This is a genomic window from Clostridium neuense (genome assembly GCF_045310695.1).
GTDB classification, from domain to species: Bacteria; Bacillota; Clostridia; order Clostridiales; family Clostridiaceae; genus Clostridium_S; species Clostridium_S neuense.
Map to the genome: position 1 here is coordinate 487708 of NZ_JBJIAA010000001.1, position 25976 is coordinate 513683.

General features: G+C 32.7%; 21 protein-coding genes and 1 other annotated feature. Of the genes, 1 reads left to right on the top strand and 20 read right to left on the bottom strand.

Annotated features, from left to right (window positions below; translation table 11 throughout):
• Positions 1–300 precede the first annotated feature (300 nt).
• The 12 genes from ilvB to ACJDT4_RS02300 form a co-directional block, all read right to left on the bottom strand.
• Positions 301–1968 (bottom strand): biosynthetic-type acetolactate synthase large subunit, encoded by a 1668-nt coding sequence (ilvB, locus tag ACJDT4_RS02245; protein WP_406785889.1) that lies wholly within the window; start codon positions 1966–1968, stop codon positions 301–303.
• A gap of 5 nt (positions 1969–1973) precedes the next feature.
• Positions 1974–3632 (bottom strand): dihydroxy-acid dehydratase, encoded by a 1659-nt coding sequence (gene ilvD, locus ACJDT4_RS02250; RefSeq protein ID WP_406785890.1) that lies wholly within the window; start codon positions 3630–3632, stop codon positions 1974–1976.
• A gap of 300 nt (positions 3633–3932) precedes the next feature.
• A complete protein-coding gene (gene leuB / locus ACJDT4_RS02255) occupies positions 3933–5006 on the bottom strand; it encodes a 3-isopropylmalate dehydrogenase (RefSeq protein WP_406785891.1) in 1074 nt (357 codons plus the stop codon).
• A gap of 262 nt (positions 5007–5268) precedes the next feature.
• Positions 5269–5760 carry a 3-isopropylmalate dehydratase small subunit gene (leuD, locus tag ACJDT4_RS02260; RefSeq protein ID WP_406785892.1) on the bottom strand — a complete coding sequence of 164 codons (492 nt, stop codon included), beginning with the start codon at positions 5758–5760 and terminating at the stop codon, positions 5269–5271.
• Positions 5761–7029, bottom strand: a complete 1269-nt coding sequence (leuC, locus tag ACJDT4_RS02265) for a 3-isopropylmalate dehydratase large subunit (protein WP_406785893.1) — start codon at positions 7027–7029, stop codon at positions 5761–5763.
• A gap of 1 nt (position 7030) precedes the next feature.
• Positions 7031–8611: a citramalate synthase gene (gene cimA / locus ACJDT4_RS02270; protein WP_406785894.1), complete on the bottom strand. Its 1581-nt coding sequence runs from the start codon at positions 8609–8611 to the stop codon at positions 7031–7033.
• 69 nt (positions 8612–8680) lie between these two features.
• Complete coding sequence (ilvC, locus tag ACJDT4_RS02275) at positions 8681–9673, bottom strand: ketol-acid reductoisomerase (RefSeq protein WP_406785895.1); 993 nt, start codon at positions 9671–9673, stop codon at positions 8681–8683.
• Positions 9674–9715: 42 nt separating this feature from the next.
• Entirely contained in the window at positions 9716–10216 is a 501-nt protein-coding gene (gene ilvN / locus ACJDT4_RS02280) for an acetolactate synthase small subunit (RefSeq protein WP_406785896.1), read from the bottom strand.
• A 322-nt stretch (positions 10217–10538) separates the two neighbouring features.
• A complete protein-coding gene (cysS, locus tag ACJDT4_RS02285) occupies positions 10539–11936 on the bottom strand; it encodes a cysteine--tRNA ligase (protein ID WP_406785897.1) in 1398 nt (465 codons plus the stop codon).
• A gap of 25 nt (positions 11937–11961) precedes the next feature.
• The gene (locus tag ACJDT4_RS02290) at positions 11962–13656 is read right to left on the bottom strand and encodes a proline--tRNA ligase (RefSeq protein WP_406785898.1); all 1695 of its coding nucleotides are present in this window, start codon (positions 13654–13656) and stop codon (positions 11962–11964) included.
• A 385-nt stretch (positions 13657–14041) separates the two neighbouring features.
• Positions 14042–14216 (bottom strand) — a binding site (T-box leader).
• 96 nt (positions 14217–14312) lie between these two features.
• Complete coding sequence (gene ispD / locus ACJDT4_RS02295; protein WP_406785921.1) at positions 14313–14996, bottom strand: 2-C-methyl-D-erythritol 4-phosphate cytidylyltransferase; 684 nt, start codon at positions 14994–14996, stop codon at positions 14313–14315.
• 19 nt (positions 14997–15015) lie between these two features.
• Positions 15016–16107 carry a PIN/TRAM domain-containing protein gene (locus tag ACJDT4_RS02300; protein WP_406785899.1) on the bottom strand — a complete coding sequence of 364 codons (1092 nt, stop codon included), beginning with the start codon at positions 16105–16107 and terminating at the stop codon, positions 15016–15018.
• Between the two features lie 344 nt (positions 16108–16451).
• On the opposite strand from ACJDT4_RS02300, the gene ACJDT4_RS02305 reads away from it, so the two are divergent.
• The gene (locus ACJDT4_RS02305) at positions 16452–16856 is read left to right on the top strand and encodes a nucleoside triphosphate pyrophosphohydrolase family protein (protein ID WP_406785900.1); all 405 of its coding nucleotides are present in this window, start codon (positions 16452–16454) and stop codon (positions 16854–16856) included.
• A 60-nt stretch (positions 16857–16916) separates the two neighbouring features.
• Here ACJDT4_RS02305 and disA read toward each other — a convergent pair whose 3' ends face one another.
• The 8 genes from disA to ACJDT4_RS02345 form a co-directional block, all read right to left on the bottom strand.
• Positions 16917–17984: a DNA integrity scanning diadenylate cyclase DisA gene (gene disA, locus ACJDT4_RS02310; protein ID WP_406785901.1), complete on the bottom strand. Its 1068-nt coding sequence runs from the start codon at positions 17982–17984 to the stop codon at positions 16917–16919.
• 12 nt (positions 17985–17996) lie between these two features.
• Entirely contained in the window at positions 17997–19343 is a 1347-nt protein-coding gene (gene radA, locus ACJDT4_RS02315) for a DNA repair protein RadA (protein ID WP_406785902.1), read from the bottom strand.
• Between the two features lie 268 nt (positions 19344–19611).
• Positions 19612–22053, bottom strand: coding sequence for an ATP-dependent Clp protease ATP-binding subunit (locus ACJDT4_RS02320; RefSeq protein WP_406785903.1), 2442 nt, complete (start codon positions 22051–22053; stop codon positions 19612–19614).
• A 10-nt stretch (positions 22054–22063) separates the two neighbouring features.
• A complete protein-coding gene (locus ACJDT4_RS02325) occupies positions 22064–23086 on the bottom strand; it encodes a protein arginine kinase (protein ID WP_406785904.1) in 1023 nt (340 codons plus the stop codon).
• Between the two features lies 1 nt (position 23087).
• Positions 23088–23615, bottom strand: coding sequence for a UvrB/UvrC motif-containing protein (locus ACJDT4_RS02330; protein ID WP_406785905.1), 528 nt, complete (start codon positions 23613–23615; stop codon positions 23088–23090).
• Positions 23616–23827: 212 nt separating this feature from the next.
• Positions 23828–24286 (bottom strand): CtsR family transcriptional regulator, encoded by a 459-nt coding sequence (locus ACJDT4_RS02335; RefSeq protein ID WP_406785906.1) that lies wholly within the window; start codon positions 24284–24286, stop codon positions 23828–23830.
• A gap of 193 nt (positions 24287–24479) precedes the next feature.
• Complete coding sequence (locus tag ACJDT4_RS02340) at positions 24480–25436, bottom strand: ROK family protein (protein ID WP_406785907.1); 957 nt, start codon at positions 25434–25436, stop codon at positions 24480–24482.
• 108 nt (positions 25437–25544) lie between these two features.
• Entirely contained in the window at positions 25545–25781 is a 237-nt protein-coding gene (locus tag ACJDT4_RS02345) for a hypothetical protein (protein WP_406785908.1), read from the bottom strand.
• Positions 25782–25976 lie beyond the last annotated feature (195 nt).

A 25976-nucleotide genomic window follows, 5' to 3' on the forward strand; every position in this document is an offset into this window, starting at 1 on the left:
AAATACGCAAATAAACCCTCTATCCAGATACGGAAAATTCATTTAAACATAAGAATATCGATATCCTATCCTTTTAACGGTGGACTCTCCGAATACCACTACTTAAGTCATTCACAATTAATGATAACCAATTTCGCAGTATTACCTCACAGATCCATTCACTAAAGGCTTTAGTATCTAGCTCCCACCATTCCAGACTCGCTTACATAATAAAAACCAATTTCCTTTTAGCTACTACTTCTGTTCTACGGTTTATTGCTTTAACAATTTAAATTACTATATTATTATAATACATCAAATTTAATCCAAAGTCAACATATTTTCTATACTTGCTCCAGGTGGAACTATTGGAGTTGCCATAGCATCTTTATCAACATAAAAATCCACTACTACAGGTCCATCATAAGCAATGGCTTTTTTAAGAGCTTCTTCAACTTCTGCATTTGTATTTGCCCTTATGCCAAGTGCACCATACCCTTCTGCTATTTTTACAAAATCCGTTTGTCTTTCTAGTGTAGTACTTGAAAATCTCTTTTCATAAAATAAATCCTGCCACTGCCTCACCATACCAAGTACACTATTATTAAGTAAGATTATTTTAACTGGTAAATTGTATCTTACAACTGTGGCAAGCTCATTACAGTTCATTCTGAAACTTCCATCGCCTGCAATATCAAATACCATTTTATTTTTTCCTACACTTGCTCCTATTGCAGCCCCAAAACCATATCCCATAGTTCCTAGTCCTCCTGATGTAATAAAAGTTCTAGGCTTAGTATATAGATATCCTTGAGTTGCCCATATTTGGTTTTGACCAACCTCCGTAGTAATTACAGCATCTCCCTCTGTAAGCTCATAAAGCTTTTTCAATACATACAGAGGATTTACAGATTCTTCTGGTTCTACTCTAACTGATTTAGAATTATCCTTGTTTATAAGTCCATAAGCAAACTTAGTCCATTCATTTTCTTCTCTAGCTTCAAGTTTGTTATTTAATTTTTCTAACACTCTCTTTATATCGCCAATTACAAAGGAATCAGCTTTAATATTCTTAGATACCTCAGCTTCGTCTATATCTATATGAAGAATTTTAGCGTTTTTAGCAAAAGTTTTTGCATTGCTTGTAACCCTATCGCTAAAGCGAGCCCCCATCGCTATTACAAGATCACTTTCACAAATGCACTTATTTGAAGCTGAAGTTCCATGCATGCCCACAAGCCCTGTAAACATAGGATTCCTTCCGTCAAAAGCTCCAAGCCCCATCATAGTAGTACATACAGGACACTTCAATTTATTTTGAAATTCTTGAATTACTTCCTTGGCATCAGATATATTGCAACCTCCACCAACAACTATAACAGGCTTTTTGCTTTCTTTTATAGCTTCAACTGCCCCTTTAATCTCATTTTCACTAATCTCGCTGTTATCCTTCTTTTCTTCTATTACTACACTCTTATAATCATACTTTGCCCCAGTAACATCCTTAGGTATATCAATCAAAACAGGTCCAGGTCTTCCTGACTTTGCAATAGCAAATGCTCTTCTTATTATATCTGGCAAATCTTCAACTCGTCTTACGCTGAAGTTATGCTTTGTTATTGGCATTGTTATACCTGTAATATCAACCTCTTGAAAAGAATCCTTTCCAATAAAAGGTGTAGCTACCTGCCCCGTTATTGCTACCATAGGCACTGAATCCATATATGCAGTTGCTATACCTGTAACAAGGTTAGTAGCCCCCGGTCCTGAAGTTGCAAGACAAACTCCAACCTTTCCTGTTGCCCTTGCATAGCCATCTGCTGCATGAGCTGCTCCCTGCTCATGTGAGGTCAATATGCATTTTATATCAGGAAACGAATAAAGTGCATCATAAATGTTCAAAACAGCCCCACCAGGGTAGCCAAATATGGTATCTACTCCTTGTTCTTTTAAACATTCAAGAATAATCCTTGAACCGGTACACTCCATTCCTATCACTCCTTTATACTATGAAAAACAGCTCCTGTATTTGCTGAAGATACACCTTTTCTATATACATTTAAGTATCCTTTAACAGGCTTTTCTACAACTTTAGGTTTTCTATTTTTTAATTCTTCCTCTGGTACTAATAAATTTATATATTTGTTTTCTATATCTATCTCAATGAGGTCACCTTCATGAACATATGCAATAGGTCCACCTTCTGCTGCTTCTGGCGATACATGACCTATAGATGCTCCCCTTGTTGCTCCTGAAAATCTTCCATCTGTTATAAGTGCTACGGATTTATCAAGTCCCATTCCAGCAAGTGCTGCAGTAGGTGAAAGCATTTCCTTCATGCCAGGCCCACCCTTTGGTCCTTCAAATCTTATGACAACAACATCTCCAGGATTAATTTTACCTTCTCTAATTGCCTTAGAAACCTCTTCTTCACTGTCAAATACTCTAGCCGGTCCCTTATGCTTCATCATTTCTGGAGCTACAGCGGCTTTCTTTACAACTGCCCCATCTGGTGCTAAGTTTCCTCTCAATATTGCAAGTCCTCCTGTAGCACTGTATGGATTATCAAGTCTTATAACATCGCTATTCTTTACAACTGCCTTTTCAACATTTTCTTTTAAGGTTTTTCCCGTTACAGTTAGGCAGCTTTCATTTAAAAGGCCCTTCTTTATGAGTCCATTTACAACTGCTGGAATTCCTCCTGCCATGTGTAAATCTTCTATATGATGATGTCCTGCTGGACTTAATTTACATACGTCTGGTACCTTTTCACTTATTTCATTTATTTTATCAAAGTTAATCTCAACATCACATTCATATGCTATTGCAGGCAAATGTAAAAGCGAATTTGTAGAACACCCAAGTGCCATATCCACAGCTACAGCATTCATAAAAGCATCTTCCGTTAAAATATCACTTGGCTTTATATCTTCCTTTACAAGTTCAACAACTCTCATTCCAGATTTTTTAGCAAGTCTTAATCTATCTGAGAATACTGCTGGTATCGTTCCATTATAAGGAAGTGCCATTCCTAAAACTTCAGATAAACAATTCATTGAATTAGCAGTAAACATTCCTGAACATGAGCCGCATGTTGGGCAAGCTGAGTTTTCCAAATCACAAAGTTCCTCTTCAGTCATTTTTCCAGCATTTACAGCACCAACCGCTTCAAATACAGAACTCAAATCTGTAGTTTTTCCATTAGTTTTTCCTGCAAGCATTGCACCTCCACTAATTACTATTGAAGGTATATCTACTCTTGCTGCTGCCATAAGCATTCCTGGAACTACCTTATCGCAATTTGGTACAAGCACTAGCCCATCAAAAGCATGTGCTTTGGCTACTAATTCAATACTATCTGCAATTATTTGTCTTGAAGGAAGTGAATAGCTCATGCCTGTATGATTCATTGCAATTCCATCACATACACCTATTGTTCCAAATACTACCGGAACTCCTCCTGACATTCTTATACCATCCTTAACCGCTTGAACTATTTTATCAAGGTTCATGTGTCCTGGTATTATTTCACTATATGAACTTGCTATTCCTATAAGAGGTTTATTCATTTCCTCATCAATAAAACCTAAAGCCTTAAATAGTGATCTATGAGGAGCTTTCTCTACACCGCACTTAGCTGCATCTGATTTCATTATTATCCCTCCACTCTTTTTTTCAGAGTAGAGAGTAAAGAGTAGAGTGTAGAGTGATTGTTGATTTTCTTTCGTTTCACTACAGAAAATCTTATAACTTAACGCTGACGACAATATTTTAAAATAGTACATAATACTTTCGTTCAGCATGCTGAACATCATCTGTTCTTATATAATTTAGATTTATCTGACGCAAGGAAGACAAATCATCCTTCACTCTACTCTCTACTCTCTACTCTCTACTCTTAAATATTTAAGTTTCCTTTAAATATTCCATGTAACTTCATAATACAATTACTTTTAAAGTTCCTCGAGAACAAGTTCTCCCATTTTCTTAGTTCCAACTTTTGTTGTTCCTTCTGTGTATATATCACCAGTTCTATATCCTTTTTCAAGAACCTTTTCTACTGCATTTTCTATGTCTCTTGCTGCTTCGCTCATATTAAAAGAATATTCAAGCATCATTGCTGCTGATAATATCTGTGCAAGTGGATTTGCAAGATCCTTTCCTGCAATATCTGGTGCAGAACCGTGAATTGGTTCATACATTCCAAAGCTATCATTTCTCAAGCTTGCTGATGGAAGCATTCCTATAGAGCCTGTTATCATTGAAGCTTCATCTGACAATATGTCTCCAAATATATTACTTGTTAATATTACATCAAACTGTGATGGATCACGTACAAGCTGCATTGCAGTATTATCTACATAAAGATGATTTAATTCAACTTCTGGATATTCTTTTGCTACTTCAACTACAGTTTCTCTCCAAAGTCTTGATGACTCTAATATATTTGCCTTATCTACAGAGGTAACCTTCTTTTTTCTCTTCATTGCAGCTTTAAATGCAACGTGTGCTATTCTCTTTATTTCATTAACATTATACTTTTCAGTATCATATGCATAGTTTACGTCCTCTTCTGCTCCTCTTCCTCTTTCACCGAAATATATTCCTCCTGTAAGTTCTCTTACAACAAGTAAATCTATTCCTTTGTCAATTATAGCTTCCTTAAGAGGTGATGCTGATTTCAAAATATTATAAACCTTTGCTGGTCTTAAATTTGCGTAAAGTCCAAGTCCTCCTCTTAAACCCATAAGAGCTTTTTCTGGTCTTTTATTTCCAGGGAGGACATCCCACTTAGGACCTCCAACTGCTCCCAAAAATACAGCATCGGATTTTTTACATTCTTCAAGCGTTTCCTGTGGAAGTGGTACTCCAAATTCATCTAATGCGCATCCACCAGCTTTTAAAGTTGTAAAATTAAATTTAGTATTGTATTTTTCTCCGACTTTCTCTAAAACCTTTATAGCTTCTCTAGTTATATCAACGCCTATTCCATCTCCAGGAATGACGGTCACCTTGTATTCGTTCATAAATTAACACTCCAAACTTTTTATTTTTATAAGTACTTGTAAGCTTTGCAATTTCTAGAGTACAGAGTACAATTGACAGAGGACAGTGAATGTTGATTTTTCTCCGCTATCACTTCAAAAAATCTAAAACTTAATGCTCTCGCATGGCTTAAAATATAATATTCAGCGCAGCTGATACTAATAAGTTCTAAGATTTACCTGAGAGAAACGAAAGGCAAATCCACATTCACTGTACTCTGTACTCTGTCATCTGTACTCTGCTCTAGAAAATTCCTTTCTTAACACAGTTAGTAAGTCCATCATTTTTCATTATTTCAATCATGAATTCTGGAAATGGTTGAGCTTTATATTCCTTATTTAAAGTAAGATTTTTAATTTTTCCTTCTATAAAATCAACTTCAAGTTTGTCCCCTGTACTTGCATCATCTACTGCTTCCTCGCATTCAAGTATTGGGAAACCTATATTAACTGCATTTCTGTAGAATATTCTTGCAAAGCTTTTAGCTATTACACAGGATACTCCTGCTGCTTTTATACATATTGGAGCATGCTCTCTTGATGAACCACATCCAAAGTTCTTTTCAGCTACAACTATGTCCCCTTTTTTTAGTTTCTTTAAAAAATCAACGTCCAAATCTTCCATGCAGTGTTTTGCAAGTTCTGCTGGATCTGATGTATTTAAATACCTTGCTGGAATTATAACATCTGTATCTATATTATCTCCGTATTTTAAAACGCTTCCTTGTGCTTTCATTTATAATACCTCCTCTGGTGATACTATTTTCCCTGCTATTGCTGAAGCTGCTGCTACTGCTGGGCTGGCAAGGTATACTTCGCTTTTAGGATGTCCCATTCTTCCAACAAAGTTTCTATTTGTAGTTGATATTGCTCTTTCTCCTTCTGCAAGTATTCCCATATGCCCTCCAAGGCAAGGTCCACAGGTTGGTGTACTTACAACTCCGCCTGCCTCTATAAATATTCTTACAAGTCCTTCTTCCATAGCCTCAAGATAAATATTTTGTGTCCCTGGGAATACTATGAGTCTTACTCCCTTTTTAACTTTTTTACCTTTAAGTATAGCAGCTGCAGATCTAAGGTCACTCATTCTTCCATTTGTACATGAGCCTATTACTACTTGGTCAATTTCTACTTCTCCTGATTCATCTACAGTTTTTGTGTTTTCTGGAAGATGTGGAAAAGCAACTGTTGGCTTTATAGTGCTTAAGTCAATTTCTATAACTTGACTATATTCAGCATCTTCATCCGCTTCAAACTTCTTTAATTCCCTATCAGTTCTGCCCTTCATATATTCAACTGTTTTTTCATCTACAGGAAAGATTCCGTTTTTAGCTCCAGCTTCAATTGCCATATTTGCAACTGTAAATCTATCATCTATAGATAAATTTGCTACTCCTTCACCTGTAAATTCCATTGATTTATAAAGAGCTCCGTCAACACCTATCATTCCTATTATGTGAAGTATTAAGTCTTTTCCAGAAACCCACTTATTAAACTTACCCTTTAGCACAAATTTTATTGCTTCCGGGATCTTAAACCATGCCTTTCCAGTAGCCATTCCAACTGCCATATCCGTACTTCCTACTCCTGTTGAAAACACTCCAAGCGCTCCATAAGTACACGTATGAGAATCTGCACCTATAATTACATCTCCTGGTACTGCTAGGCCCTTTTCTGGTATGAGTGCATGCTCTATTCCCATTTCTCCTATTTCAAAATAATTTTTTATTTCTTTTTCATTTGCAAATTCCCTTATCATTTTGCAATGTTCCGCTGATTTTATATCTTTATTAGGTGTAAAGTGATCTGGAACTATTGCAATTTTATTTTTATCAAAAACCTTCTTAACATCCATTGTTTTAAAAGCTTTAACCGCTACGGGTGTAGTTACATCATTTCCAAGTACAAGGTCAAGCTTTGCAGTTATAAGCTGTCCTGCCTCAACATAATCAAGTCCTGCATGAGCCGCAAGTATCTTTTGTGTCATTGTCATCGGTTTTTTCATTTTAATTATCCTCCTTGTTAGATCGTATTAATTTATATTCTACGGAATCTACTAATGCAAGCCAGCTTGCTTCTATTATGTCATAAGACACTCCTACTGTAGTCCATGTTGAAACTCCATCTGTAGACTCAATAAGTACTCTAACTTTAGCACTTGTTGCTTTATTTCCGCTTATTACTCTAACTTTATAATCTCGCAAATAAACATTTGATAAATCCTTATAAAAAACTTCAAGTGCCTTTCTAAGAGCATTATCAAGGGCATTTACTGGTCCTTTTCCATCTGCTGCTGTAATTTCTAAAACCCCATTTACCTTTATTTTTACCATAGCTGTAGCACTGTGATCTGTAGTACTTGGTTTATCAATGATAACTTTATATTCTATAAGTTCAAAGGATGGCTTGAATTTTCCGAGTTCTTTTCTAACCAACAATTCAAAGCTTCCCTCGGCACCTTCAAACTGATATCCTGCATATTCTAATTCTTTTAATCTTTTCATTATAGATTTAGTTTCTTCTGAATTTTTATCGAGGCTAGGATTTAACCTTTTTATAGCAGAAAGTATTGTCCCTCTACCTGCAACTTCAGACATTAAAATTTTTCTTTCGTTTCCTACTTTATATGGTGATATATGCTCAAAAGATATAGGATTTTTCTTAACAGCATCTATATGCATACCACCCTTATGTGCAAAAGCACAATTTCCAACATACGCTTCTCTTTCGTCTGGTATTACATTACTTACCTCACATATATAGTTATAAGTTGGAGTTAAATATTCTAGCTTTTCATCTGGTAAAGCTTTATAATCAAGTTTTAACTGTAAATTTGCTATTATTGTTGAAAGATTTGCATTCCCACACCTTTCTCCAAAACCTGTAAAGGTTCCTTGGACATGTCTAATTCCGCTTTGAACTCCAACCACGGAATTGGCTACGGCCATACCACAATCGTTATGACAATGTATACCTAAGTTATCAAATCCAAGCTCTTTAACCAAATATTTCGAAATTTCTTGAATTTCATTTGGAAGAGTTCCTCCATTTGTATCGCAAAGAACAATCCAATTTGCTCCTGCTTTCTTAGCCGTATAAAGTACCTTTAGTGCATATTCTCTATTGTGTTTATATCCATCAAAGAAATGCTCTGCATCAAATATTACCTCTTTTTTTAAACCTACAAGATATTCTATACTTTCCTTTATCATGTTCAAGTTTTCTTCTAAAGATGTTTTTATTATATCCACAACATGAAAGTCCCACGCTTTTCCAAATATACACACTGTATGAGCACCACTATTTACTAAATCATTAAGGTTTTTATCTTCATTTACCTTTAGACCTGGTCTTCTTGTACTTCCAAATGCACATATTTTAGCATGCTTAAACTTATAATCTTTTATTTCATTAAAAAATTCTCTATCCTTTGGATTTGAATTTGGATTTCCAGCTTCAATATAATCCACTCCCAATTCATCAAGCTTTTTTGTGATTTTTATTTTATCTACTACGCTAAACGAAATTCCCTGTGCTTGGGAGCCATCTCTAAGGGTACTATCAAAAATATAAACTTTCTTATCCATATTTCACCCTTCTAACTTATTAAGAATAAAACTTGTATATCCATAAAAGACATACAAGTTTTGAAACAATTACTTTTTCATCCAAGACATCATTTGTCTAAGTTCAGCTCCAACTTTTTCAATCTGGTGCTCTGCATGCGTTCTCTTTGATGCATTAAAATATGGTCTACCAACTTGATTTTCAAGGAGCCAATTTCTTGCAAACGTTCCATTTTGTATATCCTTCAAAACTGATTTCATTGCCTTTTTAGTATCTTCAGTTATAATCTTTTCACCTGTAATATAATCACCATATTCTGCTGTATCACTTATTGAATATCTCATTAAGTTAAGTCCGCCTTGATTAATTAAATCAACTATTAATTTCATTTCATGGCAGCATTCAAAATATGCCATTTCTGGTTGATATCCTGCTTCTACCAAGGTTTCAAAGCCAGCTTGAATAAGCGCTGTAACTCCTCCACATAAAACAGCCTGCTCACCGAACAAATCAGTTTCAGTTTCCTCTTTAAATGAAGTTTCTATAACTCCTGCTCTTGCTCCACCTATTCCAAGTGCATAAGCAAGTGCAACCTCTTTTGCTTGGCCTGTAGCATTTTGATGAATTGCTATAAGGCATGGAACTCCGTGTCCTTCTAAGAATTGACTTCTTACAGTGTGTCCAGGTCCCTTTGGAGCAATTAAGAATACATCAACATCTGGTGGTGGAATTATTTGTCCAAAATGTATTGCAAAACCGTGAGCAAATACTAATGCTTTTCCCGCAGTAAGGTTAGGTTCTATACTTTCCTTATATAGCTTAGCCTGTTTTTCGTCGTTTATTAAAATCATTATAATATCTGCTTCTTTAGCAGCCTCTGCGGAAGTTTTTACTGTTAACCCTGCTGCTTCTGCCTTAGCCCATGATTTACTTCCTTCGTATAAACCAACAACCACATCCACGCCACTTTCATGTAAATTAAGTGCATGTGCGTGTCCTTGACTTCCGTATCCTATTACAGCAACTTTTTTACCTTTTAAATAATCAAGATTACAATCCTGTTCATAATATACTTTTGCCATTGTAAAGCCCCCTAAATATTTTATTATATTAGTATTTATATTTTATATTGATTTCATACCTCTTTGTATAGCAATGAATCCGCTGCTTACTACCTCTATTATTCCATATGCCTCCAAAAGCTTTTTAAACGCCTCTATTTTATTGCTGTCACCAGTTATCTCTATTGTCAAGGTTTCATTTGTTACATCTACTACAGCTGCTCTAAAAATATTTACACAGTTTAAAATTTCCTGTCTTGCAGCTCCTTTTGCATTTACCTTTATAAACATTATAGTTTTGCACACTGATTCTGAATCGCTTAAAAGTATAACCTTGTGTACATCCTCTAATTTCTTAATTTGCTTAATCAATTGCTCTACTTCATCTTCATTATTCATCTTAGAAATCAAAGTAAGTCTGGACAATTTCTCATTTTCTGTAATTCCTGCTGTAACACTTTCAAGGTTATAACCCCTTCTATTAAACAATTCGCAAACTCTTGTAAGTACACCAGGATTATTATCTACAAGTACTGATAATACATAAGGATTCAATGTTATCACCTCTTGACTTTAAGATATGTTTTCTAAAAATTTATCATCTAGAAGGTTAATTGTCAATGATTTGGAGAGTTTTTATAATATATTAGTTTTTTGGTTGTATTTTTAACACAATGAAAAAAACAAGGATAAGCATTTACTACTTTATTAATTTACTATGCTAAGTACACAATTCACAGTTAAGGAATATTTTTCTCAGTTTCTCTACAAAAAATAAAAAGTATAGGGACAATAAATAATTTTATTTTTTATGTTCCTATACTTTTTATATAAAATTTTTTGTAATGAGATTAATAAAAATTAACGTTAGTTGTGATTTTAAACTTTATTTATACTTCCATCTTACCCCAGCCTTGGTATCCTCTAATATTATACCTCTAGCACTTAAATCATCTCTTATTTTATCAGCAAGCTTAAAATCCTTATTTTTTCTAGCTTCCTGTCTTTTTTGAATTAGGTCTTCTACTTCATCCTCAATGGATTTCTTAGTAGTCTTTTGCAAAATTCCAAGAGGTTTTCCGATTTTTCTTATAGTATCAAGAGCATATTTTATTAACTCTTTTGATGAATTAGCATTGATATTAATATTTAAATCTTTAATCAATTCAAATATAACGGATATACCATCTGCTGTATTAAAATCATCGTCCATTCTACTCTCAAATTTTTCTTTGTATTCGTCTATCATCTTAATAGATTTTGATTCTTCATCTGTTAATTTTTCAATCTTTACTTCATCATACAAGTTTTCCAAATTAGAAATTGAATTATACAATCTATCCATGGAAAGTTTCGCAGAATTCAATAGTTCTTCTGTAAAATTAAGTGGTGTTCTGTATTGAGCTGACAATAAGAACATTCTTACGACTTCAGCATCATACTTTTCTAAAATCTCTCTAGTTGTAAAAAAGTTTTTAAGTGATTTTGACATTTTCTTATTATTTATATTTAAATATGCTGCGTGCATCCAATAATTAGCAAATTTCTTTCCGCTTCTTGCTTCACTTTGTGCTATCTCATTTTCATGGTGTGGAAAAACCAAATCCATTCCACCTGCATGAATGTCTATGGTATCCCCTAAAAGCTTAGATGACATACATGAACATTCTATATGCCAACCTGGTCTTCCTTCACCCCAAGGGCTTTTCCATGCAGGTTCTCCTGGCTTTTTATTTTTCCATACAGCAAAATCCATTGGATCCTTTTTTCTTTCATCCACATCTATTCTAGCTCCAGATTGAAGATCTTCAAGATTTTGCCCTGAAAGCTTTCCATATTCCTTAAAAGATTTTGTATTAAAATATACATCGCCATCAACTTCATAAGCATATCCTTTCTCGATGAGTTCGCTTATAAACTTTATTATTTCATCGACAAATTCAGTTGCTCTTGGATTGCAGGTTGCTCTTTCTATATGAAGTGCATCAGCATCCTTATAATATTCTTTTATATATCTTTCTCCAACCTCTTTAAGTGTTGTTCCCTCTTCATTTGCTTTATTTATTAATTTATCATCTATGTCTGTAAAATTTTGAATGAATGAAACTTTATAGCCCTTATACTCAAGGTATCTTCTTACAGTATCAAATATAACAAAAGTTCTGGCATTGCCTATATGAAAAAAATCATATACCGTAGGACCACACACATACATTTTGACCTCACCAGGGTTAATAGGTACAAATTCTTCTTTTTGCCGTGTCATCGTATTAAATATTTTCATTTTTTTCCTCCTTGCTTAATAAAAACTATTTAATCTCTTTTTTAATCCTATCTATTACAGAATCTAAACTTATAGTTTCAATATCACTAGAGCTTCTAAGCTTAAATTCAACTTCTCCATCAGCTATTTTTTTACCAACAGTAATTCTTATAGGAATTCCTATTAAATCAGCATCCTTAAATTTAACTCCTGCTCTTTCATTTCTATCGTCAAGAAGCACTTCTATTCCTAAAGCCTTTATTTCATTATATAACTTTTCTGCTGTTTTCATTTGTTCTTCACTCTTAAATACAGCTGGAACAACTATAACCTTATATGGTGCTACCGACATTGGCCAAACTATTCCGTTTTCATCATGATGTTGCTCTATTACAGCTGCCATAGTCCTATTTATTCCAATTCCATAACATCCCATAATGAGAGGTTTATTTTCTCCATTTTCATCTACAAAATAAGCTCCCATTGCTTCAGAGTATTTAGTTCCTAATTTAAATATGTGTCCTACCTCTATGCCTCTTGCTATTGTAAGTTCTTTTCCACACTTAGGACACTTTTCTCCTTCTACAGCATTTCTAAAGTCCCCAACAGTCCCTTCAAAATCTCTGCCATAATTAACATTTGAAAAATGATATCCTGTTTCATTTGCTCCAACAATAAAGTTATACATAAAGGTAACTTCATTATCTACAAATAAATAGTCTGCTTTAATTCCTATTGGACCTGCAAAGCCTACTATCGCTCCCGTTGCATTTTTTACGGTTTTTTCATCTGCAAGTTCAAACTCAACCGGAGCTCCAACTGCATTTTTCACCTTTGTTTCGTTTACTTCTCTATCGCCTCTAACCATTACTGCAACAACTTTATCATCTGCTTTATATATTATTGTCTTTGCAAACTTTTTGGAATCAGTATTAAAAAATTTAACCAAGTCTTCTATAGTTTTTGCATGTGGTGTCTCAACCTTTGTTAATTCTTTTAATTCTTCTTCAGCAGCTTTTTCTGGAGTACTTGGTGCCTTTTCAACATTAGCTGCATAATCACATTCCTTGCAAAATGCAACTTCATCTTCACCAATTTCAGATTTAACCATAAATTCTGCTGAGCCTGATCCACCCATTGCACCTGAATCTGCAGCTACAGCTTTACATTCAACATTGCATCTTTTAAATATTTTAGTATAAGCTTCATACATTTTATCGTAAGATATATCTAAACCTGCATAATCCTTATCAAAACTGTATGCATCCTTCATTACAAATTCTCTTGAACGTATCATTCCAAACCTTGGTCTTCTTTCATCTCTATACTTAGTTTGAATTTGATACAAGTTAACAGGAAGCTGCTTATAGGATTTTATCTCATTTCTAGCTAAATCAGTAAAAACCTCTTCATGAGTTGGTCCAAGGCAAAATTCTCTATCATTTCTATCATTTAATTTAAACATCTCTGGTCCAAATACTTCCCATCTACCAGATTCCTTCCAAAGCTCTGAAGGCAAAAGAGCAGATGCTAAAAACTCTTGTGCACCAGCATTGTTCATTTCTTCTCTTACTATATTTTCAATATTTTTTAATACTTTTAATCCAAGAGGCATATAGTTATACACTCCTGAAGCCATCTTTCTTATCATTCCAGATCTAAGCATGAGCTTATGGCTTTCTATTTCTGCTTCTGCTGGTGTTTCCCTTAAAGTTAACATTAACATATTTGACATTTTCATTATAGTAAATCCTCCTACTATCTTTTATTTATGTATATATTTTAAATTACTTACAAGCTTTAAATTACTTGAAATATTTTTATAACAATTAATTCAGAGTACAAAGTACAATTGACAGAGGACAGTGAAGGATGATTTTTCTCCGCTATCGCTTAAAAAATCTAAAACTTAATGCTTACGCATGGTGCAAAGTATAATGTTCAGCGCAGCTGATAGTAATAAGTTCTAAGATTTAGCTAAGCGTAGCAAAAGGTAAATCCACCTTCACTGTGCTCTGTACCCTGTCAGCTGTACTCTGAGTTAAACCATAATTTCACAGAACAAATTTTGTATTGTGAATTTAAATCTTTCACGTTGTTTATCCATAAAAAAAACTCCCCCTAAAGATTAGGGCGAGTTTTCGCGGTACCACCTAAATTTGTACTCATTAAGATAACGGTTTTGCCGGTATTTTATACAACTCCAAAGTAGGTTCGAAACTAAGTTGAAAATCTTTCAGCCATGGATTTTCTCTCTGAATATATTTTTAAGTTTCTACTAATCTTTATCATAGTCTTAATATTATTTTACAATTATTCTTTTAACAAACGCTTTTTTTCCTTCATTAACTTTGCTATTTAAAAATTATACCTTTTAACATAATATGTGTCAACATACTAATAACCAGAATCAATAAGCTTCTCAGCAGAATATAAATCTTCAGGAGTAGTTATCTTAATATTATTATAACTACCTTCATAAAGATATACTCTATTTCCTGCCATTTCAAAAAGCATAGTATCATCTGTAGCAGGTATATTTTTTTCTTTGGCATACATATGAGCCTTTAAAATCTCCTCATATTTGAAGCATTGTGGAGTTTGAACACAGAACAACTTACTTCTATCAATTGTTCTTTCAGAAAATCCGTCTGACTTTTTAACTTTAATAGTATCCTTAGGAGCCATACCACAAGCAGCACCACCATAAAGTTTTGCATACTCTATTCCACTGCTTATTATCCTATTATCTACAAAAGGTCTTGCTCCATCATGTATAAGTACAATGTCACTTTCCTTTGCAGCTATAAGACCATTTAAAACGGAATCTTGTCTTTCCTTTCCTCCACAAACAATCTTTTTGACTTTTTTAAAGCTATACTTGTAAACTATTTCACTTTTACAGAAGTTTACTTCCTCTGGAGCTGCTACAATCACAATTTGATCAATAAAAGAATTTTTCTCAAATTTCTCTATCGTATACGCTAATATTGGTTTGTCTTTTATAAGAATAAACTGCTTATTTATATCAGCCTTCATTCTTTTTCCTTTTCCCGCAGCCATAATAATTGCACAATTCATTAGTCTATTACCCTTTCTGCTATTCTTTACGCTTTGCAAATATCATTCTTCCTGCAGCGGTTTGAAGCACAGATGTAACAATTACTTCAAGTGTTTCTCCAATATGCTTTTTACCTCCCTCAACAACTATCATTGTACCGTCATCAAGATAAGCAATTCCTTGTCCAGATTCTTTACCATCCTTAACAATCTGAATTACCATTTCCTCTCCTGGAAGAACTACTGGCTTAATTGCATTAGCTAATTCATTTATATTAAGTACTGGAACACCTTGAAATTCTGCAACTTTATTTAAATTATAATCATTTGTAATTACCATTCCATTCAGTACCTGTGCCAGTTTTAAAAGTTTGATATCAACTTCTTCTATTTCAGGAAAATCCTTTTCATACATTTCAACTTTAATATTCAATTCCTTTTGAATTTTATTTAATATATCAAGTCCTCTTCTTCCTCTATTTCTCTTTAAGGCATCAGAAGAATCTGCTATATGTCTTAATTCTCTAAGAACAAAGTTAGGGATTACTAACGTTCCCTCAACAAAGCCTGTTTGGCATATATCAAATATTCGTCCATCTATTATAACCGAAGTATCCAATACCTTTGGAGTACCCCTTGAAACTGTCTTTGATTTTTTCTCTTTTGATGAACCTGCCTTCTTAAGACCATAAAAAAAAGTCATAAGTTCTTCTCTCTTTTTTACAGCAATATCTGCAAATATAATAGCTGTAATTATATTTACAACTATAGATATTATAGACCATATTACAGAAATTCTAGAAAAAACACTTAATACAAGTGAAGAAATTATAAGTCCTATTATCCCTCCAACTGTACCAAATAATATCTCAGTCCCTGGAACCTTTTGAATATTATTTTCTATATAGTCCATCAGCTTTATAATAAGAGAATTAATCCATGGAGATATTATAAAGAATATAATACCAAAAAATAGAACACAAAAAACTAAAAATAATACCTTATAAACTGTATTAGTATTTATATAATTAATTTGTGAAAAATATCTTCCCTTTAAAATTGCAGCACCTATAAGATATCCTGCAATTAAGCCTATAAGTGTAAAAAGCCCTCTTAATATCTTTTTTACCACCACATGACACCTCCTTTATTAATTATTACCTATTTTGGTAAATTTAAATCTAATTTTTGTAAAAAATATCTTATTTTAAATATACTCTAAACGATACATATTTTCAACAACAAAATATGCCTATATAGATTAATTTCAAATACTTTTTACAATTATTTCATTTTATATCCCCCTAGTAAATTAATTATAATTGATTTATTATATATTCGTGGTAAACATTTTCATATTCACATAGCATCTACGTTACATTTGGTCCTAATTTATATTATTGACAAAATCATCTAAATGATTTTATAATTACTTTGTAGGCATGTGGAAAAATCTTTATAAGGAGATGAAGCCTAGTGAAAGATGTAATTTTTGATGATTTTCAAAACTCTGTAAATGAATCGTTGTTAAGGCATAGAAGTTTACTTGACATAATGACAAAACTTCAAGAATCTCAAGCAAGAATCAATAGAGCAGTAGCTAAATCTGCAACTAACTGTGGTTGTATAGAAATTCAAACAAAAAAAGTTCATCTGCCAAAAGACTTTAATATTGAAGATATTAAAATTTTAACTAAAAACTCAAAGTCAAGCATAAAAGGTAATTTATGTGAGAGCTGCAGAGATATTATTGAAAGTGAGATAGGAAATAACCTATTTTATCTAACTGCACTTTGCAATTCTCTTGATATAAATTTATATGATATTATGCTAAAAGAATACAACAAAATTGATACTCTTGGAAAATATACATTTAGGTAAACTTAGTATTAATTCAAAGTGATAATCTATTACCATTTTAGCTTATCACTTTGAGTTATATTAATTATCTAATATAAATTGTTCTCTCAATCTTCTAAGTCCATTTTTTATAGCTTTTGCTCTAGCTTCTCCTATTCCTTCTACATTATCAAGTTCTTCATAAGACGCTTCCATTATTCGCTTTAATCCCTTAAAATGCTTAACCATATTTTCAATAACGTTAACTGGTATTCTAGGTATTTTGCTAGTCATTCTATATCCTTTAGGCGATATCAATGTATCAACAAGAGGTACCCCATTGTATCCTAAAACCTTTGATATAGATTCTAGTTCTAAAAAGTCTTGTGATGACATATTTTGAATTTGCTTATATATATCATTATATTCTATACCATCCTTGCAATAATCCCTTATTATGAAAATACCATCTTGTTCTACATTTCTTATTAGCTCAATTAACTGCATTGAAATAAGTCTTCCTTCATTTCCAAGTTCACATATATACCTTTCAATCTCAGTAACAACCCTCATTACCATTTCTGTCCTTTGTACAGCTGTTACAACATCAAGTAGTGTTACTAAATCTTGAACTTCAAGTAAATTTAAATTATTTACAACTCTCTCCAATACCGAAACATATTTTCCAAGTGTTTGCAGTGCCTGATTAGCCTTAGCCAGTATAACACTGCTGTCCCTAAGTGCATATTTTATATCACCTTTATAAATTGTAATTACATTTCTTCTTTGAGAAATAGCAACAACAATAGCTCCTGTCTGTTTTGCAACTCTTTGAGCCGTTCTGTGTCTTGTACCTGTTTCAAAAGTTGGAATTGAAGGATCTGGTATAAGCTGTACATTTGCACTTAATATTTTTCTAAGATCACTGCTTAATACAATAGCTCCATCCATTTTGGCAAGCTCATATATATATGATGAACTATATTCTGAATTTATTTTAAAACCACCATCCATGAGCTTTAATATCTGCTCATTATCCCCTAAAACTACGAGACCTCCCGTTTTCGCTCTCAAAATATTCTCAAGCCCTTCTCTTAGAGCAGTGCCGGGAGCCATAATTTTAAGAATGTCTAAAAGTTCTTTGTCTTTTTTTAATCTTGCATTACTCACAAATCATCACCCTTAAAAAACTTTATTTATTGCCTCTTTCAACGAAGAGATTCCTATGCCGGTTACAGCATTACTTTTTTGAACATTTCTTTTAGGAACAAGTATATTTTCAAATCCCATTTTATCAGCCTCATTTACAAGTCTATCACAAAATGAAATAGGTCTTACTTCTCCAGTGAGTCCAACTTCTCCAACTGCAATAGTCTTATTTAATTTTATAGGGATTCCCTTGGCACTAGAAATAAGTGCAAGTGCTATACCTAAGTCTCCATATGTTCCTTCAATATCAAGCCCACCTACAACATTAACATATACATCCGAATTGTAAAAGGGTATTTTTAATTTTTTTTCAAGAACAGCTAATATTAGATTCAATCTTGAAGTATCCACTCCTACAGCCGTTCTTCTTGGCATAACTGCATTTGTTTTAGAAACTAATGCTTGAACCTCAACAAGTATTGGCCTACTTCCTTCCATAATGCCTATTACTATGGAGCCTTCCTGCTTAAAATTAGTTTCTTCAAGAAAAACACTAGATGGATTATATATTTCACCAAGACCACTCTCAATCATTTCAAATACACCAATTTCACTTGTAGTTCCGAATCTATTTTTTACTGTTCTGAGTATTCTAAATTCTTCTGTTCTTTCACCTTCAAAGGATAACACAGTATCAACTATATGTTCTAAAACTCTAGGGCCTGCAAGTTCCCCCTGTTTTGTAACATGAGCTACAATAAAAAATGGAATATTACTTGTCTTCGCTATTCTCATAATATCATTTGCACACTCTCTAACCTGTGACACACTTCCTGGCGCAGATGTTAAAGTGGACTTATATAAGGTTTGTATTGAATCAACTATTACAAATATTGGTTTAACGTTTTCTATTTGAGCTTCTATGGTCTCCATATTAGTTTCCGATAGTATGTATAAATTAGGCGATGTCACCTTCAATCTATCGGCTCTCATTTTTATCTGCTCTTCTGATTCTTCGCCCGAAATATATAAAACTTTACCATACTTTTCTGATATTCCTTGACAAGCTTGAAGAAGAAGCGTTGATTTTCCTATTCCAGGTGATCCTGATATTAAAGTTATAGACCCCCTAACAAGTCCTCCCCCTAATACTCTGTTAAGTTCATTTATATTTGTATTATATCTTTCATATTCTCCCGATTTTATATTAATTATACATTTAGGTGTATTTTTCAAGCCTAAATTTATTTCCAGCTTTTTTTCTTCTTTTTCTTCTTCAATAAAACTATTCCAGCTATCGCAGGCTGGACATTTTCCAAGCCACTTCAAAGATTCATATCCGCACTTTTGACATATAAAAAAGTTCTTATTTTTAGCCACATTTGTCACCTCTTTTTCATCTAATTATAATTATAACCTATTTAACATATATTTTTGTACTTATTTTATATATAAAGATAAACCACCTTGAAACTTAAAATTCATTTGTACAAAAATGAAAATTTTCAATGGATTATGATGAATAAGTATTTTGTAGTTGAGCTAGTTTCACTACATATAATAATTCTAAAAAAATAACCACCTCAAAATAAATAAATAGTATTGTTTTGAGATGGCTAAAACTAATATTCATATTACAATATTAAATTTAACTGTTTTCTTTGCTGTAAGTAAACTTTTTATTTTCATCTACCCCAACAAGTATTTTGTCATCCTTGCTAATCTCCCCTTTTAATATGGCTTCTGATATTTCATCTTCAACTGTCTTCATTATAGCTCTTCTAAGCGGTCTTGCACCATAAGTTGGATCAAAGCCTTGTTTAGCAAGCAGGCTTTGTGCATCATCATTAAAATGAATTTTTATATTTTGCTCCTCAAGTCTTTTCTCCACTGAATTAAGCATAAGCTTTACTATCTGTCTTAAATCTTTTTCCTCAAGTTGATGGAATACAATTATATCATCTATTCTATTTAGGAATTCTGGTCTAAAGGAACTCTTTAATTCCTCCATTATATTCTCTTTCATTTTATCATACTGTTTTTGCTCTTCATTTTTAGAAGTTGAAAATCCCATAGTTTTCTGCTTCTTTATAGTTGATGCTCCAACATTAGAAGTCATTATAACAATTGTATTTTTAAAGTCTACAGTTTTACCCTTACCATCTGTAAGCCTTCCATCTTCTAATATTTGAAGAAGAATATTAAACACATCTGGATGTGCCTTTTCTATCTCATCAAATAAAACAACTGAATATGGCTTTCTACGAACCTTTTCAGTAAGCTGACCACCTTCATCATATCCAACATATCCTGGAGGCGAACCAACAAGTCTTGATACCGTATGCTTCTCCATATATTCAGACATATCTATTCTAATTATACTGTTTTCATCGCCAAACATTGCTTCTGCCAGTGCTTTTGAAAGTTCAGTCTTTCCAACACCCGTAGGTCCTAAGAATATAAATGACCCTATAGGTCTTCTTGGATCTTTAAGTCCAACTCTAGCCCTTCTAACAGCTTTTGATACTGACTCTACAGCCTCTTCTTGACCAATCACTCTTTTATGAAGTATTTCTTCAAGCTTTAAGAGTCTCTCAGCTTCCTTTTCGGTCAACTTTTCAACAGGAATGTTAGTCCATTTTGCTACAACAGTTGCTATTTGCTTTTCTCCAACAATATGACTATTCACATCATTCTTTGTCTGCCAATTCTTCTTTAAATCATCGATTTTGCCTCTTAATTCCTTTTCCTTATCTCTAAGTTTAGCAGCTTTTTCAAAATCCTGCTGTCTTATGGCATCTGCTTTTTCCTTAGTTGCCTTTTCAAGCTCCTCTTCCTGATTTTTTAAATCTGGTGGTGCTGTAAGGTTTTGTATTCTAACTCTTGCTCCAGCTTCATCAATTAAATCTATGGCCTTATCAGGAAGATATCTATCTGTAATATATCTATCTGAAAGATTTACAGCAGCTTCTATTGCTTCATCAGTAATCTTCACTCTATGATGTGCTTCATACTTATCTCTAAGTCCCATTAATATCTGTATAGCTTCTTCTTTAGTTGGCTCTCCTACAGTCAAAGGTTGAAATCTTCTTTCTAGAGCCGCGTCTTTTTCTATATACTTTCTATACTCATCAATAGTAGTTGCCCCTATACATTGTATTTCTCCTCTTGCAAGAGAAGGTTTTAATATATTTGATGCATCTATGGCACCTTCTGCTCCGCCTGCTCCAATTATAGTATGAATTTCATCAATAAATAGTATTACATTCTTTGCCTTCGTTATCTCTTCCATTACTTTTTTTAGTCTCTCTTCAAATTCCCCTCTATACTTGGAACCTGCAACCATTGAAGACATATCTAATGTAACAACTCTTTTATTTTTAAGTATTTCAGGTATATTTCCTGAAACTATTTTCTGTGCTAGCCCCTCTGCAATAGCAGTCTTACCAACTCCAGGATCACCTATTAAGCACGGATTATTTTTAGTTCTCCTACATAAAATTTCAAGTATTCTTTGAGTTTCGTGATCTCTTCCTATAACTGGGTCTAATTTACCTTCTGCAGCCATCTGAGTGAGATCTCTTCCAAACTTATCTAAAGTAGGTGTATCATGTGCTTCCTTAGATGAAGCCTTAGGACTATCACCATCAGCTTCTCCAGTTAAGCTATCCAAAATTTCTTTTCTAATTCTTTCAAAATCAACACCTAAATTAGCTAAAATAGTAAATGCAACTCCCTCTCCTTCTCTTATAAGTGCAAGAAGTATATGCTCTGGAGTTATATAGTTATGGTTTAAGTTTCTAGCTTCTAATAAACTTAATTCTAAAAGCCTCTTAGTTCTAGGTGTAAGTGGAATTTCATTTCTATATAATTCTACATCACCTTTTCCTTCATATTCTTGTACAAGCTGTTTTACATTTTCTATTGTTACTCCAACATTATTTAATATATTTTTTGCCTTACCCTCTTCACGTAAAATTCCTAACAATATATGCTCAGTTCCTACATAACCATGCTGAAAATTCTGAGCTTCTTCTTGAGCAAAGTATATTATCTTTTGCGCTCTGTCAGAAAATCTTCCAAACATCATAATTATTCACCTACCTTAAATTATTTTTAACATAATCTGCACGTATTATGTCTTCTTCTCTACCAGATAAATTTTTATTGCAAATTTTTTTTAGACTAGCACTTTGTGAATCAATAAGAAGTGAATCTAATTTTCTAATATCAATATCCTTTATAATATCCATTTCAATTCCCATTCTAACTGAGGATATTAATTTTAAGCACTCATCTTTGTCTAGTATAACAGCATTTTCTAATATGCCTAAGGATCTATATATTTTATCTTCTAATTCATATTTATATTTTTTCATAATCTGTTCTCTAGACAATTTTTCTTGATTTAATATTTGATTTACTACAGCATTTAAATTAGATATTATATCAGTTTCACTTATTCCAAGTGTAATTTGATTAGATATCTGATATAAGTCACCTAAAGCTCTAGAACCTTCTCCAAACATTCCTCTTATAGTTATACCAATTTGCGTTAAAGCATTCAATATCCTTGTCATTTCATTATTCATAGACAATGCTGGCAAATGAACCATAACAGAAGCTCTCATTCCTGTACCCAGATTAGTAGGGCATGCTGTTAAATACCCCAGTTTTTCATCGAAGGCATAATCAATTTTTTCCTCTAAAATATCATCTATTTTATTTAATTCTTTATATGCATCTATAAGGTCAAAGCCTGCAGATATACCCTGAAGCCTAATATGATCTTCCTCATTTAACATTATACTTATGGTTTCATTATTATTTATTATAAATGCTGATTTATTTTTATTTTCTATAAGCTTTTTACTTATTAAGTGTTTCTCCAGGTACTCTATATTTGAATTCTTGTCATTTTCCCATAAATATATGCATTTAAATTTTCCTTTTATACTTTCATCACTTAAAAATTTACTACTAACACTACCTGTTATTTTTTTTCCTTGCTCATCTGATAACTTATCTGGAAAAGGAGTTTTGCTTATATTTCTCGCAAGCCTTATTCTACTTGATAAGACAATTCCTTTATCCTTATTTGTACTATTAATCCAACTTTCCATACTAATTCTCATCTCCTTTAGAAGGATTAATCGCTCTAAGTTCATCTCTTAATTTTGCAGCTTTTTCATATTCTTCTGACTCAACTGCCTTTTTTAGCTCTGCTTTAAGTTCATTTATTTTATTCCTTTTAATTATTTGTTTTCCAGATTCCTTAGGTATCTTGCCATTATGAACTACATTTCCCTGAACTCGGCTTATAACAGGTTCTATCATCGAACTAAAGTTTTTATAACACTCACTGCATCCAAGAAGTCCGCTCTGCTTAAATTCACTGTAAGTTGTTCCACAATTTTTACAAGTAAGCTCAGAGGATTGCATATTGGGATAAGTTGTTCCTATATAGTCCATAATTCCACTCAAAATATTTTGGAATGAAAAAGGAGATATAAATTCCATATCTGCATTAATATTTAGACCTTCAACTTCCTTTGCACACTTTTCACATACATGAAGCTCCTTTTTTTCTCCATTAACTATTTTTTTTATATGAACATTAGCTTCATTTTTATGACATATTTCACACAACATATTAACACATCCTTTCAATAAAGCAGTTCACAGCAAACAGAGGACATTGCATATTTTATATTCATAGTAAATAATTTTTCTGCATATAGAAAAAAGTATAATAACAACAATCCTCCTTTAGTTGTCAACTATTAACTTATTTAACTTTAACAATATAATATGTTATTAAACAAATTTTAATCAGCTTCAGCACTTTAAAGCTTTTGTTTTGCTTATGATAATAAGATTAATACTGCCGATCTTAAAATTTCAGCTCTAACTTTGTTTCTATTTTCAACAATATCACCTAATGTCCTATCGTTTATAGAACTTTTTATTATATTGCTTTCTCTTTCAGTTATAATATCCATATCCAACATTACTTTTATAATTCCAAGCGCAGAATTGTAGGTTATGCTGTTTCCAATTTTCTCTATCATGGCATCAACAAGAGGTTTCCTATTATCTTGATAATCTATCTTTCTTATTCTAATGCAGCCTCCACCACCTCTCCTACTTTCTATATAGTATCCTCTATCTGTAGTAAATCTGGTTGTTAAAACATAATTTATCTGAGATGGGGCACAACTAAAATGATTAGCTAATTCATTTCTCTGTATTTCAAGCTCATTTTTGTCAGCCTCATTTAACATATCATTTAAAAAGGCTTCTATAATATCCGATAGTCTCATATCAAGCTCTCCTTTTTACCTTGACTTTCTTTGACCTTATTATATAATATTATAAAAAAAAATGCAAGTTCTAGAATATATATTTAAATTATTAAATAAAACTCATGTAATAAAAAAATTGCGAACTAAACCTAATATTCAAGTAAAAGTTCGCAAATTTTTATATTATAAAATCAGATTAAATCTTAAGGTCTTATTGGTTTCTACTTTCCAACAAAGCTAACGCAACTGCACCTATTACACCTGCATCAGTACCAAGTCCTGCTGGAACTATCTTGCAAGCTTCCGCCATTGCCTTAAATGCTCTTGTATCTACCACTTCTTTTATTTTATCAAAAACAATATCTCCTGCCTTACTGACTCCTCCACCTATTATCACCATTTCAGGGTCAAAAGTGTTTATAATGTTTGCTACACATATGCCAAGGTAATTTAAACACTTGTCAATTATATCTGAAGCAACCTTGTCCCCTTTTTTAGCTTCAACAAATACTTCATAAGACGTAACTTTTTCATAATTTGTTAATGATGTTTTTGCTCCACTTTCTATAGCTTCTTTTGCCCTTTTAGCTATAGCAGTTCCAGATGCAAGTGCTTCTGTGCATCCATAGTTTCCACAATTACATCTAGGACCATCCTCAACTAAAGTTGTATGACCTATCTCTAAAGCGTTACTAGTGTTTCCTCTATATATATCGCCATTAATTATAGCTCCGCCACCAACACCAGTGCTTACTGTTACAAAGACCATATTTTTAGTTCCTTTTCCTGCACCAAATAAGTATTCTCCTATGGCAGCCACATTAGCATCATTATCTAAATAAGTATTTATTCCAAATTTATTTTCTATTGGTTCAACAAGTGCAAAGTTTTTAAAAGGTAAATTAGGTGTTGTTATTATTACTCCCTTTTTAGCATCTAATGGGCCAGGTGAGCCAATTCCTATTGCTTTAATTTCTTCAGAATTTTTTCCAGCATCACTCATAACCTTTTCTATTACTTTAATTATTCTATTTAAAACCGCTTCTTCTCCATCTTCAGCTAATGTAGGAGTTGTATTTTGTGATAAAATATTACCTTCTAAATCTGAAATAGCTCCACTTATCTTGGTACCTCCTAAATCTATTCCTATAACATAATTCTTGTCCATATTGTTTCCTCCAAAAATAATTTAAAATTCAATTTTATTATATCACATAATTAATTTCTATTTAAACGATTTTATAGTTATATATTAAGTTTTTGAGTAATATATATATTATTTATCTCTGTATGCTTCAATATGATATCTACCATTGGAATCTACATTTAAATTATTTATGTTGAACCTATTATCAGTCAACATCTTACATATAATATCTATATTACTCTTATCGCTTTTTTCTATCATAATAGTAAACTTATCATTTTTACTAATGAACTCCATATAATCGTGTATACTGCTATAATCCCCTAACTTAATACCGCCATTTATATCTAAATGATATTCTGCCATAGGCTTCTCTCCTTTTTATATTGTCTTAGTTAGTGTTTGCAATTAATACATAAAATATGTGTTATAAAAACAAAAGCTGATATACATAATATATCAGCCTAAATTTTCTATATAAAGTTCAAAAAATAAAATGGCTCCGCGAAAAGGATTCGAACCTTCAACCTATCGGTTAACAGCCGAGTGCTCCACCGTTGA